At 73.9% G+C, this 14795-nt stretch carries 12 protein-coding genes and 1 pseudogene; 7 read left to right on the top strand and 6 right to left on the bottom strand.

Annotated features, from left to right (window positions below; all coding sequences use genetic code 11):
- Both IE251_RS38320 and IE251_RS38315 read right to left on the bottom strand, forming a co-directional pair.
- A partial coding sequence (locus IE251_RS38320; protein ID WP_308436589.1) for a ribonucleotide reductase barrel domain-containing protein occupies window positions 1–1055 on the bottom strand: 1055 nt, incomplete at its 3' end.
- Window positions 1056–1689: 634 nt separating this feature from the next.
- Window positions 1690–2235, bottom strand: a complete 546-nt coding sequence (locus IE251_RS38315) for a DoxX family protein (RefSeq protein ID WP_189757564.1) — start codon at window positions 2233–2235, stop codon at window positions 1690–1692.
- A 241-nt stretch (window positions 2236–2476) separates the two neighbouring features.
- Between IE251_RS38315 and IE251_RS38310 the strand changes: the two genes are divergently transcribed.
- Window positions 2477–3460, top strand: coding sequence for an aldo/keto reductase (locus tag IE251_RS38310; RefSeq protein WP_189757563.1), 984 nt, complete (start codon window positions 2477–2479; stop codon window positions 3458–3460).
- Between the two features lie 120 nt (window positions 3461–3580).
- Window positions 3581–4783, top strand: coding sequence for a D-alanyl-D-alanine carboxypeptidase family protein (locus tag IE251_RS38305; RefSeq protein ID WP_229897124.1), 1203 nt, complete (start codon window positions 3581–3583; stop codon window positions 4781–4783).
- A gap of 375 nt (window positions 4784–5158) precedes the next feature.
- On the opposite strand, the gene IE251_RS38300 is transcribed toward IE251_RS38305, so the two are convergent.
- Both IE251_RS38300 and IE251_RS38295 read right to left on the bottom strand, forming a co-directional pair.
- The gene (locus IE251_RS38300; protein ID WP_189757561.1) at window positions 5159–5917 is read right to left on the bottom strand and encodes an SDR family oxidoreductase; all 759 of its coding nucleotides are present in this window, start codon (window positions 5915–5917) and stop codon (window positions 5159–5161) included.
- Entirely contained in the window at window positions 5914–7020 is a 1107-nt protein-coding gene (locus IE251_RS38295; RefSeq protein WP_189757560.1) for a Gfo/Idh/MocA family protein, read from the bottom strand. The genes IE251_RS38300 and IE251_RS38295 overlap by 4 nt, the downstream gene beginning before the upstream one ends.
- Window positions 7021–7183: 163 nt before the next feature.
- On the opposite strand from IE251_RS38295, the gene IE251_RS38290 reads away from it, so the two are divergent.
- The 5 genes and pseudogenes from IE251_RS38290 (at window position 7184) to IE251_RS38270 (ending at window position 12243) form a co-directional block, all read left to right on the top strand.
- Window positions 7184–8545 carry a multidrug effflux MFS transporter gene (locus tag IE251_RS38290; RefSeq protein ID WP_189757559.1) on the top strand — a complete coding sequence of 454 codons (1362 nt, stop codon included), beginning with the start codon at window positions 7184–7186 and terminating at the stop codon, window positions 8543–8545.
- On the top strand, window positions 8485–9666 hold the full coding sequence (locus IE251_RS38285; RefSeq protein WP_189757558.1) for a serine hydrolase domain-containing protein: 1182 nt from the start codon (window positions 8485–8487) through the stop codon (window positions 9664–9666). The genes IE251_RS38290 and IE251_RS38285 overlap by 61 nt, the downstream gene beginning before the upstream one ends.
- A gap of 88 nt (window positions 9667–9754) precedes the next feature.
- Window positions 9755–10732, top strand: a complete 978-nt coding sequence (locus IE251_RS38280; protein ID WP_189757557.1) for a small ribosomal subunit Rsm22 family protein — start codon at window positions 9755–9757, stop codon at window positions 10730–10732.
- Between the two features lie 31 nt (window positions 10733–10763).
- Window positions 10764–11394, top strand: a pseudogene (locus tag IE251_RS38275) (TetR/AcrR family transcriptional regulator).
- Between the two features lie 114 nt (window positions 11395–11508).
- The gene (locus IE251_RS38270) at window positions 11509–12243 is read left to right on the top strand and encodes a bifunctional DNA primase/polymerase (protein WP_189757556.1); all 735 of its coding nucleotides are present in this window, start codon (window positions 11509–11511) and stop codon (window positions 12241–12243) included.
- A 725-nt stretch (window positions 12244–12968) separates the two neighbouring features.
- On the opposite strand, the gene IE251_RS38265 is transcribed toward IE251_RS38270, so the two are convergent.
- The gene (locus IE251_RS38265; RefSeq protein WP_189757555.1) at window positions 12969–13961 is read right to left on the bottom strand and encodes an SCO2278 family lipoprotein; all 993 of its coding nucleotides are present in this window, start codon (window positions 13959–13961) and stop codon (window positions 12969–12971) included.
- The gene (gene efeU, locus IE251_RS38260; protein ID WP_189757554.1) at window positions 13921–14793 is read right to left on the bottom strand and encodes an iron uptake transporter permease EfeU; all 873 of its coding nucleotides are present in this window, start codon (window positions 14791–14793) and stop codon (window positions 13921–13923) included. The genes IE251_RS38265 and efeU overlap by 41 nt, the downstream gene beginning before the upstream one ends.
- Window positions 14794–14795: the final 2 nt, after the last annotated feature.

The raw sequence follows: 14795 nt of genomic DNA, 5'->3' as shown, positions 1-14795 counted from the left end.
GCGTTGACGCGGCGCATGAACTCGTCGGGGATCCAGTGCGCGAGGTTGAGGTTGTGGGTGCGGCGGGCGTCCTCACCCGTGTTGTCGCGCAGCTCCAGGAACTCTTCGATGTCGGAGTGCCAGGTCTCCAGGTAGACGGCGGCGGCGCCCTTGCGGCGGCCGCCCTGGTTCACGGCGGCGACCGAGGCGTCCAGGGTCTTCAGGAACGGCACGATCCCGTTGGAGTGCCCGTTCGTCCCCCGGATGTAGGAGCCCCGGGCACGGATGCGGGAGTACGACAGGCCGATGCCGCCGGCGTGCTTCGACAGCCGGGCGACCTGCCGGTAGCGGTCGTAGATCGAGTCCAGCTCGTCCAGGGGTGAATCGAGCAGGTAACACGCGGACATCTGGGGGTGCCTGGTGCCGGAGTTGAACAGGGTGGGGGAGGAGGGCAGGTAGTCCAGGCGGCTCATCAGGCCGTAGAGGTCGGCCACTTGGTCCACCGCCCTGGGCGTGTGGTCCTCGGCCAGGCCGCTGGCCACGCGCAGCATGAAGTGCTGGGGCGTCTCGATGACCTTGCGGGTGATCGGGTGGCGCAGCAGGTAACGGGTGTAGAGGGTGCGCAGGCCGAAGTAGCCGAAGCGGTCGTCGGCGCCGTCGGCCACGGCCGAGTCCACCAGCGCGTCCAGCCGTTCCGCGTGGGTGCGGACGAACTCGGCGGTGCGGTCGGCGACCAGGCCCTCCCGGTGTCCCACCGCCACCGACTCGGTGAAGGCCGACACCCCCTGGGTACGGGCCTCGCGGCGGATGCCGATCGTCAGCAGCCGGGCGGCCAGCTTGGAGTAGGCGGGGTCCTCGGCGATCAGGCCGGCGGCTGCCTCCGTGGCCAGCTCGCGCAGCTCTGCCTCGTCGGCCCGCGCGGACCGGCCGCGCAGCGCGGCGGCGGCCACCCGATCGGGGTCGGCGTCGGGCAGATCGGCCGTCAGCTCGGACAGGGTCCGCAGCAGCGCGGGCTCCGGATCGTGCTGCGGTCGCTCCTCGGTGAGCGCGGCCGGATGGCTTGGAGCCATGGTCACGTGGTGCTCCCTCGTCGGATGGAAACGGGGCCCGGGACACAGGGGTGGCAAGGCATGGCAAGGCAGCCGCCCGTGCCTGAGGGGCCCGTTGTGCCGTGGGCGTCTCAGGTGTCGCCGAAATCAGGTGGGAGCATACATCTTGTGTCTCGGCTGGCAACGGACCCCAGATGTAGTGTCCGGCGGGGGTGTCGGGTGTTCGGACAGCGCCGGAGAACGGGGCTCCTGAGCCAGGCGCGGCAAGGGCTCCGGGGGCCCTTCGGCGATGCCCGCGGAGGGTGGCCGGCCGGGGTGGGCCCGGTGGCGAGGCGGGGTGTGGCGGGCGGGACGGGAGGGGCGGAAGCCCGAAGATGGCCGAAAGTCGTCAGTGCGTTCGGCGGCTCTCGGGACGGCTTGCTCGTACCGTCCCCATGCGTCCGGTCGGCGCCGTTTACAGCTGTCCGTGCGTGTCTACGGCTGTCCGTTCGCGTCCGCGACTGTTCCTGCGTGCCTGCGGCTGTCCGTGCGCGTCTGTGATTGTCCGCGCGTGTCCACGGCTGTCCGCGCGCCTGTGACTGTCTCCGCGCGTACGACTGTCACGACTGTCCGTGCGCGTCTACGGCCTTCCGGCCCCGGTGTCGTACGGACGCCGGCCGGCTCACTCCTCGAACAGGGTCTCCTGCTCGCCCTGCGCCTTGCGCCGCAGCCGGCGGTTGCGGGCGCCCACCACCACGGCCGTCGCCGCCGCGGTCACGCCGAGGGCGGCCGGGACCATCCAGCCGCGGTCGAGGACGTGCCCGAGGGCGTGGTCGAGGGAGAGGCGGCCGGGGCCGGTGACGGCCAGGCCGGCCGCGGTCAGGCCCAGGATCGCCGCGTGCTCGTAGCCGCCCTCCTGGGCGAAGAAGCCGTTGGGTACGTGCACCGCCGCCGCCCCGGCCATCCCGCCGGCCGCCGCCGCGCCGGCCGCCGGGGTCGCGAGGCCGAGCGCCAGCAGCGTGCCGCCGCCGGTCTCCGCCAGGCCCGCCGCCATCGCGCTCAGCTTGCCGGGCACATAGCCGATGGACTCCATGAACTGGCCCGTGCCCTCCAGTCCGTGTCCGCCGAACCAGCCGAACAGCTTCTGCGTGCCGTGCGCCGCCAGCGCCCCTCCGGTGCCCAGCCGGAGCAGCAGCAGGCCCAGATCACGTCGGTCGTAACAGGTCACGGTGACTCCCAGCGGACAGGCGGACAGGGCTCCTGGGTCCACCCTCGCACCCGCGGTCCCGACCGGCCTCTCGTGGCTGCCGTTCGGGTGGCGGGCCGGGGCGGCGGCATGAGCCCGACGCCGCGACGATCCGGCCGTCCGGGCTCGGCGACCCGGCGTGAGCCCCGGAGTGAGTCCCGGCGTGAGGGGCGCCGTACGGATCCTTGCCTTCGCGCGCGCTCCAACTCCTACCGTGCGGCCCATGACGACGACACGGACGCTGGGGCGCAGTGGCATCGCGGTGAGCGCACTCGGTTTCGGGTGCTGGGCCATCGGCGGTGAGCACTGGATGGCCGACGGGCAGCCCGTCGGCTGGGGGAAGGTGGACGACGACGAGTCCGTACGGGCCGTCCGGCGGGCGCTCGACCTCGGTGTCACCTTCTTCGACACGGCCGACTCCTACGGAACCGGGCACAGCGAGGAGATCCTGGGCCGGGCCCTCGGCAAGCGGCGCGACGACGTGGTCCTCGCCACCAAGTGGGGCAACGTCTTCGACCCGGACACCCGCACCCTGACCGGTACCGACGACACCCCGGAGTACGCCCGGCGGGCTCTCACCGCCTCCCTGCGCCGGCTCGGCACCGACCGCGTCGACCTGTACCAGCTGCACATCTCCGACACCGACCCGGACCGCGCCGCCGAACTCCGGGATGCCTGCGAGGAGTTCGTGCGGGAGGGGCTGATACGCGCCTACGGATGGAGCACCGACGATCCCGAGCGGGCCGCCGTCTTCGCCGAGGGACCGCACTGCGCGGCCGTGCAGCACGCCCTCAACGTGCTCCAGGACGCGCCCCGGGCGCTGGCGCTGTGCGAGCGGCTGGAGCTGGCGAGCGTCAACCGCAGTCCGCTGGCCATGGGGCTGCTGGCGGGGCGGCGCGAGGGGACGCCGGACGCGGGGGACATCCGCAGCCGGCCGCCGGCCTGGCTCCCGGGGTACGCGTCCGACGGCTCCGGCGCCGATCCGCGCTGGCTGGACCGGATCGACGCCGTCCGGTCCATCCTCACCAGCGACGGCCGTACCCTCGCCCAGGGCGCCCTCGCCTGGCTGTGGGCCCGCAGCCCGCGCACCGTGCCGATCCCCGGCTTCCGGACCGTCGCCCAGGCCGAGGAGAACGCCGGGGCGATCGAGAAGGGGCCGCTCACCGCCGCCCAGCTGACCGAGATCGACCGCCTGCTCGGCCGGTGAGCTCGCCCAAGGCCCGCCGAGGCGCGCCGACTTGGCCGGTCACCCCGGCACACGGCGTGATCCGGACCGTACGCCCCTCCGGACGCGGAACGTCTGCTCGTCGCGGTGTACGGTCCCCGGGTGCGTGAATGTTCCCGGCTCAGCCGGCGTGCCGTCCTCGGGCTGACGGCCGCCGCCCTGCCCTTGTCCACGGCCACCGATGCCACCGCCGCTGCCGCCACCACCACGGTCGTCGGGGGCGAACGACTGGCCCGTACCGGCGTCCAGGTGCGCGGCGCCTCGGGACTGCCCAAGAAGCTCACCGCCCGCGCCTGGCTGGTCGCCGACTGCGCGAGCGGGGAGGTGCTCGCCTCGTTCGACGCGCACCGGCGGCTCGCGCCCGCGTCCACGCTGAAGATGCTGTTCGCGGACACCGTGCTGAAGAAGTTCGACCGCGCCCGGCGGTACAAGGTCACCGACGCCGACCTCGCCGACGTCCCGGCCGGGTCCAGCCTCGTCGGCATCAAGCCCGGCATCACCTACACCGTCGAGCAGTTGTGGCAGGGCGTGTTCCTGCGGTCCGGCAACGACGCCGTGCACGTGCTGTCGCACATGAACGGCGGCATCGTCAGGACCGTCGCCGAGATGCAGGCCAGGGCCGAGGACTTGCAGGCCCTGGACACCCATGTGGTCAGCCCCGACGGCTTCGACCACAAGGGGCAGCTGTCCTCGGCGTACGACCTCACGCTCTTCGCCCGGCACGGGCTGAAGGACGCCGACTTCCGCGGCTACTGCGGCACGAGGACGGCCGACTTCCCGGCGGGCGGCAAGAAGACGTTCCAGATCCAGAACACCGACCGTCTGCTGACCGGGGCATGGGGTCTGAAGACATATGACGGCCTGATCGGTGTCAAGAACGGCTACACCAGCCATGCCGGCAACACGTTCACCGGCGCGGCCACCCGTGGCGGGCGCACCCTGCTGGTGACCGTGATGCATCCCGAGTCCGGCGGCAACGCCGTGTACGAGGAGACCGCCGCGCTGCTCGACTGGGGCTTCACCCACGGGCGTTCGGCCCGGCCCGTGGGCACGCTGGTCACCCCGCTCAGTGAGGGCGGGGCGAGCGCGAGCCCGGCGCCCGGGCGGCAGGCGGTGCGCGCGGCGGCCGGTGCCCCCGGCGTGGTGAGTGCCGGCGCCGGCTCCACCGGCCCCGTCGCGGTGGCGGCCGGCGCCGGCGCGCTCGCCCTGCTGGGAGCGGGCGCCTGGGCCCTGCGCCGCCGCCGGACCCGGCCGGCGACACCGGAGGGCGGGGGACCGGAACCGACGGCCGACGAGCGGAGCTGAGCCGCCGTACGCATCCGGTGGCCGACCAGCCGCGCCGAGCCGCCGTACGATCCGGTGGCCGACCAGCTGCGCCAAGTTGCCGTACGCATCCGGTGACCGGCGAGCCGCGCCGAGCCGCCGTACGTCTGGCCGTCCGCGCACCCGCATGCCTGCGCGGCGGCCGTTCCCCCGGCCGGTCCGGCCTCGCGGTGGCGCGAGGTGTGCCCCCCTGTTCCGGTCCGGTGGAACGGCCGCCGCCTCCCCCCTCGGAATGGCCGCGGAACCGTCGTGCTCCAACTGTGAAGCTCCGGTGGAGAAAAGTTGAGCATAGGTCAGCAACGGGCCGCAATACCGCGGACGGCCGAGTTCCGCCCGCCGATGCGGCCCGCGCGCGGCTCAGCCCCGGCCGATGTACGGCATCGTCGTCGCCAGTACCGTCGCGAACTGCACGTTCGCCTCCAGCGGCAGCTCCGCCATGTGCCGTACCGTGCGTGCCACATCGGCCACGTCCATCATCGGTTCCGGGGCGACCTCCCCGTTCGCCTGGAGCGCGCCCGTCGGCATCCCCGCCGTCATGTCGGTCGCCGCGTTGCCGATGTCGATCTGGCCTACCGCGATGCCGTACGGCCGTCCGTCCAGGGACAGCGACTTGGTCAGGCCGGTCAGCGCGTGCTTGGTCGCGGTGTAGGCGACCGAGTGCGGGCGGGGCGTGTGCGCCGAGATGGAACCGTTGTTGATGATCCGGCCGCCCCGCGGGTCCTGTTCCTTCATCCGCCGGTAGGCCGCCTGCGCGCACAGGAACGCCCCGTTGAGGTTCGTGTCCACCACGTGCCGCCAGGCGTCGTACGGCAGCTCCTCGACCGGGACCCCGCCGGGCCCGAAGGTCCCCGCGTTGTTGAACAGCAGGTCCACCCGCCCGAACCGCTCCACGGCCGCGGTGAACAGCGCGTCGACGTCCTCCGGCCGGGACACGTCGGCGGGGACGGCGAGCGAGGCCGCCCCCGGCACCAGCGCCGCCGTCTCCGCCAGCGGCTCGGCACGCCGGCCGGCCAGCACCACGGACCAGCCGGCGCGCAGCAGCTCCACGGCGACGGCCCGCCCGATGCCGGACCCGGCCCCGGTCACCACCGCGATCTTCGAGTTCCTGTCAGTCATGACTCCGCAGCGTAGGCGGAGGGTCCGCCATACGGAATCGACTGTCCGCCATACGGCTGCCCGACGCGAGCGGCATGGCCGCCCCGCGGCTGGACGCCCACCGGCGCCGCGTCCCCCGGATACCGCACCCCGATCCGCTCCCGCACCGCGTCCATCGTGCGCATCACCGCGAGCGTCCCCTCCAGCGGCACCAGCGGCGACTCCTTCTCGCCCGCCCGCAGCGCCCGCATGACCTCGAGCGCCTCGTGCCGCATGCTGGTGCGCGGACCGTCGGCGGGATCGGCGGCGAACTCCTCCGGGTCCCGGCCCTCGCGGTGCAGCACGAACCGCTCCGGGTGGAAGAACCCGGACGGTACGTCGATCCGGCCGCGCGTGCCGGTGACCGACGCGGTGTTCGCCGTACCGCCGGTGATCGAGCAGTGCAGTGCGGCCAGCGCACCGCTGTCCCAGGACAGCACGGCCCCCGTCTGGAGGTCGACGCCCTCGGGCGAGAGCACCGCGCTCGCGGCGATTCCGTCCGGCTCGCCGAGCAGCAACTGCGCGAACGCCACCGGGTACACCCCCAGGTCCAGCAGCGCCCCGCCGCCCAGCGCCGGGTCCCGCAGCCGGTGTGCCGCGGGGAAGGGGCCGGAGATCCCGAAGTCCGCCTGCACGGTGCGCACTTCGCCGATCGCGCCGTCCGCCACGAGTGCCTTCAGCCGGCGGACCAGCGGATTGCAGTACATCCACATCGCCTCCATCAGGAAGCGGCCGTGCTCCCGGGCCAGCGCGACGAGTTCCTCCGCCTCGCGCAGGTTCAGCGTGAACGGCTTCTCGCACAGCACGTTCCGGCCCGCCCGGAGGCACAGCCCGGCCGCCGCCCGGTGCGCCGAGTGCGGGGTGGCGACGTAGACCACGTCCACGTCCTCGTCGGCGGCCAGCGACTCCCAGTCGCCGTACGCGCGCCGCGCCCCGAACCGCTCGGCGAACGCCTCGGCCGACTCCCGCCGGCGCGAGGCCACCGCCGCGATCTCCGCGTCCGGGAGATCGACCAGGTCCGCCGCGAACGCCGCCGCGATCCCGCCGGTCGCCAGGATCCCCCAGCGCACGCTCTGCTCCGCCATCTCCGCCCGCCCTCGCTCGTGTGTGCCTCGGCAGTCTGTCCGAGCTGAGAGCATAGGTGCCGGTCGGACCGGTGACACCGATGTCGCGACACCCGATGCCGGTGACACCCGTGTCGGCGAGACCGAGGGCAGAGGGGCCCAAGGCACGGACAGGGAGGGGCAGATGCCGGAGCACGCGGCGACACCGACACCGGACCAGGACCGGGAGCAGGGCCGGGACCAGAACCCGCACCAGGACCCGCTGCGGGATCAGGCCCCTCACTCCGCGGCCGTACCACCGGCGGCCGGCGCCCCGGGCCGCACCGGCCCCCTCGTCACCCTCCTCCTCGGCGCCCTCACCGCGACGACCCCGCTCGCGATGGACATGTACCTGCCCGCGCTGCCGCAGGTCACCCGCTCCCTGGACGCCCCGGCCGTCACCGTGCAGCTCACCCTGACCGCCTGCATGGCCGGACTCGCGCTGGGCCAGCTGATCATCGGCCCGCTCAGCGACCGCTGGGGCCGCCGCCGCCCGCTGCGCGCCGGACTCGTCGTCTACCTGGCTGCCACCGCCCTGTGCGCCCTCGCGCCCACCGTCGAGACGCTGATCGCGTTCCGCCTGGTGCAGGGCCTGGCGGGCGCCGCCGGGGTGGTCATCGCCCGGGCCGTCGTACGCGACCTGTACGACGGTGTCGCCATGGCCCGCTTCTTCTCCACCCTGATGCTGATCTCCGGGGCCGCGCCCATCGTCGCGCCGCTCGTCGGCGGGCAGGTCCTGCGGGTGACGGAGTGGCGGGGCGTGTTCGTCGTGCTCACGGTGATCGGCGTACTGCTCACCGCCCTGGTCTGGCTGCGGCTGCCGGAGACCCTGCCGCCCGCCGAGCGGCACCGCGGCGGCGTGGGGGAGACCCTGCGCGCGATGCGCGGCCTCCTCGCCGACCTGCCCTTCACCGGCTACATGCTCGCCGGCGGCTTCACCTTCGCCGCGCTGTTCGCCTACATATCGGCCTCCCCGTTCGTCGTCCAGGAGATCTACGGCGCCTCCCCGCAGACCTTCAGCCTGCTGTTCGGCCTGAACTCGGTCGGCCTGGTGACCGCCGGGCAGATCAACGGCAAGCTGCTGGTCGGCCGGGTCGGCCTGGACAAGGTGTTCGCGGCCGGCCTGGCGGTGATCGCGCTCGCCGCGACCGCCCTGCTGCTGATGGCCACCGGCGTCCTCGGCGACACCGGACTGGTCCCCGTCGCCGCCGCCCTGTTCGTGCTGATGTCCGCGATGGGCGTCACCCTGCCCAACGCCCAGTCCCTCGCCCTGCTGCGCGTCCGGCACGCCGCCGGGTCCGCCTCCGCGCTGCTCGGCACCTCCTCCTTCCTCGTCGGCGCGGTCGCCTCCCCGCTCGTCGGCGTCGCCGGAGAGCACACCGCCGTGCCCATGGCCGTGGTCCAGCTGGCCGGAGCACTGGTCGCGGCGGCCTGCTTCGTGGGAATGTGCCGTCCCTGGACCACACGGGAGACCACCCGTGCGCACGCGGAGGGAGACGCGAGCTGAGCGCACCGAGACTGCGCGCCGGCACACCGGAACGAGCCGGGCTCGACCCCGTCGAACTCGGGCAGCTGGTCGCCGAGGCGCACGCCCTCACCGCTGGTGAGCGCCCCTGGGCGGCCGGCGCCGTCGTGCTGGCCGGGCGCGGGCCCGTGATCGCCGTCGCCGAGGCCACCGGCTGGGCGGTCCGCTACGCCGGGTACGACCCCGAGACCGGCGCCGGCGTCGAGCTGCCGCTGCCCGCCCGGGTCCCGGTCACCCTCGACACCCGCTTCGACCTGGCCTCCCTGACCAAGCTGTGCACGGCGGTCGCCGCCGTGCAGCAGATCGAGAGGGGCACCCTCGGCATCGACGCCCGGGTCGGCGACTACCTGCCCGACTTCCACGCTGCCGCCGAACACGGCGTGACGGTACGGCAGCTGCTCACGCACACCTCCGGGCTGCGTCCGGAACTGCCGCTGTACGACTGCCCGGACGACGCGTCCCGGCTGGACCTGCTGCGCGCCGAGGCCCCGACGGGCCGGCCGGGCGTGTACCGGTACTCCGACCTGAACATGCTGCTGCTCCAGTGCGTCCTGGAGCGGATCACCGGCCGCACCCTGGACGTCCTGGTGCGGGACGGCATCACCCGGCCGCTCGGCATGACCGCCACCGGCTTCGGGCCCTGCCCCGGCGCCGCGGCCACCGAGGACCAGCGGCGGCCGTGGGCGAAGGCCGAGCGGGGGATGCTGCGCGGCGTGGTCCACGACGAGAACGCCTGGGCGCTCGGCGGGGTCGCCGGACACGCGGGCCTGTTCTCCACCGGGCCCGACCTGGCCGTCTTCTGCCGCGCCCTGCTCGCCGGCGGCTCCTACGGCCCCGCGCGCATCCTCGGCCCCGACTACGTGGAGCTGCTGTTCACCCCGCCCGGCCTGGGCTTCGTACTGGACCAGCCGTGGTTCATGGGCGAACTCGCGGGCCGCGGCGCGGCGGGCCACACCGGCTTCACCGGCACCTCCCTGGTCCTCGACCCGGCCACCGACACCTTCCTGATCGTCCTGGCCAACACGGTCCACCCCCGCCGCCGCCCACCCGACAGCACACCGAGAGCCGCCTTGGCGACCAGGCTGGCGAGAGCGGTGATCTAGCCCGGGCGGGAGGGCGCCTTCCCGGCCGGCGGAACCGGGTGGGCGACGGGCCGGAGAACCAGGAGGCCGGGCGCCATAGAATCGCCGGGTGAACGACCCCCTCCGCACGGCCCTGGCCGACCTGCTGGACGGCCTGCCCCCCAGGGAGGTCGCCGCCGCCGTGGACCGCCTGATCGCCAACTACCGCGGCGACACCCCCACCCACGCGCCGATCCTCCGCGACCGGGCCGACGTCGCCGCGTACGCCGCCTACCGCATGCCCGCCACTTTCGAGGCGGTCCGCTCCGCCCTCGCCGCCCTCGCCGACGCCCTCCCCGGCTGGACCCCCGCCGGCCACACCGACGTCGGCGGCGGCACCGGCGCCGCCACCTGGGCCGTCCAGACGACCTGGCCCGGCGAGCGCGGTGTCACCGTGCTGGACTGGGCCGAACCCGCCCTCGCCGTCGGCCGCCGGCTCGCCGCCGCCCACCCGGCCCTGAAGGACGCCCGCTGGGAGCGCGCCCGGATCGGCGCGGACCTCGCCCTGGACGACACCGACCTGGTCACGGTGTCGTACGTGCTCAACGAGCTGACCGAGTCCGACCGCGCCGCCCTCGTCGACGCCGCCGCCCGCGCCGCCCGGACCGTCGTGATCGTCGAGGCCGGCACCCCGGCCGGCTACGCCCGCGTCATCGAGGCCCGCGACCGGCTGATCCGGGCCGGCTTCCGGATCGCCGCGCCCTGCCCGCACAGCGCCGCCTGCCCCATCGCGCCCGGCACCGACTGGTGCCACTTCTCGGCCCGGGTCGGCCGTTCCTCCCTGCACCGCCAGGTCAAGGGCGGCTCCCTGGCGTACGAGGACGAGAAGTTCTCGTACGTCGCCGCGACCCGGCTGCCCGCCGAGCCGGCCCCCGCCCGGGTGGTCCGGCGCCCGCAGATCCGCAAGGGCCAGGTGCTGCTCGACCTGTGCGAGGCCGACGAGCGGCTGAGCCGCGGCACGGTCACCAAGCGCCACGGCGACCTGTACAAGGCCGCCCGGGACGCCGACTGGGGCGACGCCTGGCCGCCGTACGACTCCGCGTCGTAGCCCGCCGCCCCGGCTTGTTACGTTCGGTGCCATGGTCAGCAAGCCCGCCCCCGACGCCACCCGCCGCAGCGAGAAGTCCCGCCGGGCGATCTACGCCGCCGCCCTCTCCCTGGTCGCGGAGGCCGGCTACCCGAAGACCACGGTGGAGGGCATCGCCGCCCGCGCCGGGGTGGGCAAGCAGACCATCTACCGCTGGTGGTCCTCCAAGGCGGACGTCCTGCTGGAGGCCTTCCTGGACCTCGCCGAACAGACGGCCCGCCCGGCCGGACACGACGGGGCCGGACACGAGACGGCCGGCATCCCGGACACCGGCGACCTGGCCGCCGACCTCAAGGCGGTGCTGCGCGCCACGGTGGACGAGCTGCTCGACCCCCGCTTCGCCGCACCGGCGCGCGCGCTGACCGCGGAGGGCGTCGTCGACGAGCGGCTCGGGTCGCGTCCTCGTCGCCCGGCTCCTGGAACCGCGGCTCCAGCTGTACGTCGCCCGGCTGCGCTCGGCGCGGGACGCCGGCCACGTACGGCCCGACGTGGATCCCCGGATCGCCCTGGAACTGTTCGTCTCGCCGCTCGCCCAGCGCTGGCTCCAGCACACCGGCCCGATCACCTACGACTACACGGACACCCTGGTCGACTACGCGCTGTACGGCCTGGCACCGCGTTGACCGCCGTACCCCTGCCGGTGACAGTCGGCCACTCGCCTGCGGCGACCCCCCGGTCCACGCGAAGATGGGACGATAAGGCATGCTGTCCGCTACACCAGCGAGGCGAGGGGATAGATGAGCGGGACGTTCGGCGGCCGGTCCGGCCGGCAGGGCAAACTCTCCCAGTGGCTGCGCGGACGCCGCCCGAAGGAGGGCGCCGCCGACGACGGTGGCCGTGAGGCCCTGCTGCTCGCCGCCGCCGGCGCGGGTCTGCCGCTCGCCCCCGCCGCGCACCCCGCGCCCGGCTACCGCTGTTCCTGCGACCGCGTCGGCTGTCCCACCCCGGCCCGGCACCCGGTGTCGTTCGCCTGGCAGACGCAGTCCACCACCGACCGCGCGCAGATCGAGCGCTGGGCCCGGCACCAGCCGCTGGCGAACTTCATCACCGCCACCGGCATGGTGCACGACGTCCTCGACGTGCCCCTGGAGGCCGGCCGGGAGGCCCTTCAGCGGCTGCTCGGCGCCGGGATCGAGGTGGGTCCGGTCGCCGAGAGCGACGACGGCCGCATGCTGTTCTTCACCCTCACCCGGGGCACCCCGGAGGACGAGGACGAGTGGTGGCCCTGCGAGCTGGACTGCCATCCGGAGACGATGGACGAGCATCCCGGCCTGCGCTGGCACTGCCGTGGCTCCTACGTCCTCGTACCGCCCGCCCGGCTGCCCGGCGACGACCAGCGGGTGCGCTGGGTACGCGGCCCGGAGCACGCGCTGCCCGATCCGCTGAGCCTGCTGGAGGCGCTCACCGACGCCTGCGCCCGACACGGCGCCGAGGCCGACCACCCGGGCGCGGCCTGGCCCCTGCGCCACTGAGGCCTCCCGGCCATCTCGACCGACGGGTCTCGGCTGTCGCCGTCGGCCGGTCTCTCTGCTGCTGCCGTCGACTGGCCTCCGGGCCGTCTCCATCGATCGGCTTCTGGCTGTCGCCGTTGACTGGCCTCGCGGCCGTCTTGTCCGATGGGCCCTGGCTGTCGCCGTCGGCCGGTCTCCCGGCCGTCTCCATCGATCGGCTTCTGGCTGTCGCCGTTGACTGGTCTCCGGGCCGTCTTGTCCGATGGGCCCTGGGCGTCGCCGTCGACTGGCTTCCCGGCCGTCTCCACCGATCGGCTCCTGGCCGTCACCGTTGACTGGCTTCCCGGCCGTCTTGTCCGACGGGCCCTGGCTGTCGCCGTCGTCCGGCCCCTCGGCCGTCTCCGTCGCCCGGCCCCCTGGCTGTCGCCGCCAACCGACTTCCAGGGGTCGCCGCCAACCGACCCCGGGCTGTCGCCGCCAACCGACCCCGGGCCGTCTACGCCGACCGGCCTTCCGGCCGTCTCGACCGGTGGGCCCCGGCCGACTTGGCCGATCGTCCCAGGCCGCCCGGGCGACTCCACCAACCGGCGCCCCGGCCGTAACCACTGACCTGTGCCCTGGCGGTCTCCACCAAACCTGTGCCCTGGCGGTCTCCACCAACCTGCGCCCCGGCGGTCTCCCCTGACCGGCGTCGGCCGGCTCCACCGACCGGCCCAGGTCGTCTCCGGTGCCCGGGTCGGCGGGGTTCAGGCGCCCTGCGCGGACGTCAGTCCCTGTACCCGGCCCAGCATTCGTACCGGGCCGCTGCCGGCCGGGTCGAGTACGGCCTCGTTGGCGATGGACTCCATCGTCAGGGACTGCTTCACCTCGCCCTTGATCAGGGCCTTCACGTCCTTGTTGGGGATCGGCACGGTCGCGCCGGTCGCGGCGGTCCGCTTCTCGTAGTGGTGCGTGGTGAAGAACACCAGCGCCCCGCCGTCCGCCGTGCGCAGCGCGAGCGGCGCGTAGGCGCCGTGGGTGAGCGGCTCGTCGATGAACTGCCGGACCAGACCGGGCTTCTCGGCCTCTTTCTTCCGGGCCGCGCGCAGCCCGCTGGTGTCGCGGCCGTCCGCGAAGGCCGTCCCGCCGTTCTTCAGGTAGGCGGCGTACGACTTGCTCAACTCGTCGGGGCGGACGGCCAGTCGCGTGGTGTCGGCGGGCACGGCCTCGGCCCGGCCGTCCGCGTCCTTCTTGAACTCCGGTACGGCCCCGGGCGCCATGAGGGTCAGATAGGCCACCCGCCACCGCTCGCCGAGGTCGCCCCGGGTGAACACGAGCACCCACCGGGCGTCGCCGCCCTTGTTGCCCCGGGCGTCGGCGACGAACCAGCGGGGCCAGCCGGCCTTCTTGACGATCGTGATCCTCACATCCGTCAGGATCAGCGGGGTGTGGGCCGGGTTGCCGGAGGGGCTGTTGACGTGCCCCGCCTTCAGCCGGGCGGAGTCGATGTCGGCGAGGGCGCCGGTGACATAGGGCGCGTCCACGGAGCTGTCGTAGGCCTTGTCGGCCTTGTTGTACGCGTCCGTGAACGCGGCGACGGCCTTGACGGCCTCGGCGCGGGTGGTGGCGGGGAGCACCTCGCGCTCCCCGTGCACCACCACGCATCCGCTCGCCGTCAGCGACAAAGCGGTCAGCGCGGCCGCTATGAGTGCGTTCCGGTCACGCCTGCGAGGCCGCCGAGGGCTGCGTTCCCTGCTCATCGGGCTCCTTCACCTTCCCCTTTCCGGAGGCGAACCCTACCGGGGAGAGGAACAGCCCGAGCACCGGGACCAGATACAGCGCCCACACCGTGATCTGGACGACCGTCGGATCCGGCTGGAAGTTGAACACGCCCTTCAGCAGCGTGCCGTACCAGCTGTCCGGCGGGATGGCACCGCTGATGTCGAACGCCAGGTCGTTCAGGCCCGGCACCCAGTCGGCCTCCTGGAGGTCGTGGAAGCCGTACGCCAGCACGCCCGCCGCGACCACGACCAGCATGCCGCCGGTCCAGGTGAAGAACTTCGCCAGGTTGATCTTCAGCGCGCCCCGGTAGAACAGCCAGCCCAGGAGCACCGCCGTGGCCAGGCCCAGGGCGACCCCGACCAGCGGGCGCGGGGTGCCGTCGGAGGCCGCGTGCACCGACGCCCACACGAACAGCGCGGTCTCCAGGCCCTCCCGGCCCACGGCGAGGAACGCGGTGGCGACCAGCGCGCCGGTGCCGAGCTTGAGGGCCGCGTCCAGCTTGCCGTGCAGCTCCGACCTCAGGTTCCGGGCGGTGCGCCGCATCCAGAACACCATCCACGTCACCAGGCCGACGGCGATGATCGACAGGGATCCGCCGAGCGCCTCCTGCGCCTGGAAGGTCAGCTCCTGCGAGCCGAACTCCAGGGCGCAGCCGAAGCCCATGGCGATGGCGATGGCGACACCGATGCCGGCCCAGATGGGCTTGACGGCGTCCCGGCGGCCGGTCTTGACCAGGTAGGCGATCAGGATGCAGACGACGAGCGACGCCTCCAGTCCCTCGCGCAGGCCGATCAGGTAGTTGGAGAACACGG

This window comes from Streptomyces eurythermus, from assembly GCF_014649115.1.
GTDB classification, from domain to species: Bacteria; Actinomycetota; Actinomycetes; order Streptomycetales; family Streptomycetaceae; genus Streptomyces; species Streptomyces eurythermus.
This window is presented reverse-complemented; position numbering and strand designations above follow the sequence as displayed.

What these genes read in the sequence shown, in the direction of transcription:
- IE251_RS38300 (WP_189757561.1), bottom strand. Translation starts at nt 5,917, where the DNA reads ATGACTGACAGGAACTCGAAGATCGCGGTGGTGACCGGGGCCGGGTCC.
- IE251_RS38290 (WP_189757559.1), top strand. Translation starts at nt 7,184, where the DNA reads ATGCCGGAGCACGCGGCGACACCGACACCGGACCAGGACCGGGAGCAG.
- IE251_RS38270 (WP_189757556.1), top strand. Translation starts at nt 11,509, where the DNA reads ATGAGCGGGACGTTCGGCGGCCGGTCCGGCCGGCAGGGCAAACTCTCC.
- IE251_RS38265 (WP_189757555.1), bottom strand. Translation starts at nt 13,961, where the DNA reads ATGAGCAGGGAACGCAGCCCTCGGCGGCCTCGCAGGCGTGACCGGAAC.
- IE251_RS38310 (WP_189757563.1), top strand. Translation starts at nt 2,477, where the DNA reads ATGACGACGACACGGACGCTGGGGCGCAGTGGCATCGCGGTGAGCGCA.
- IE251_RS38295 (WP_189757560.1), bottom strand. Translation starts at nt 7,020, where the DNA reads ATGGCGGAGCAGAGCGTGCGCTGGGGGATCCTGGCGACCGGCGGGATC.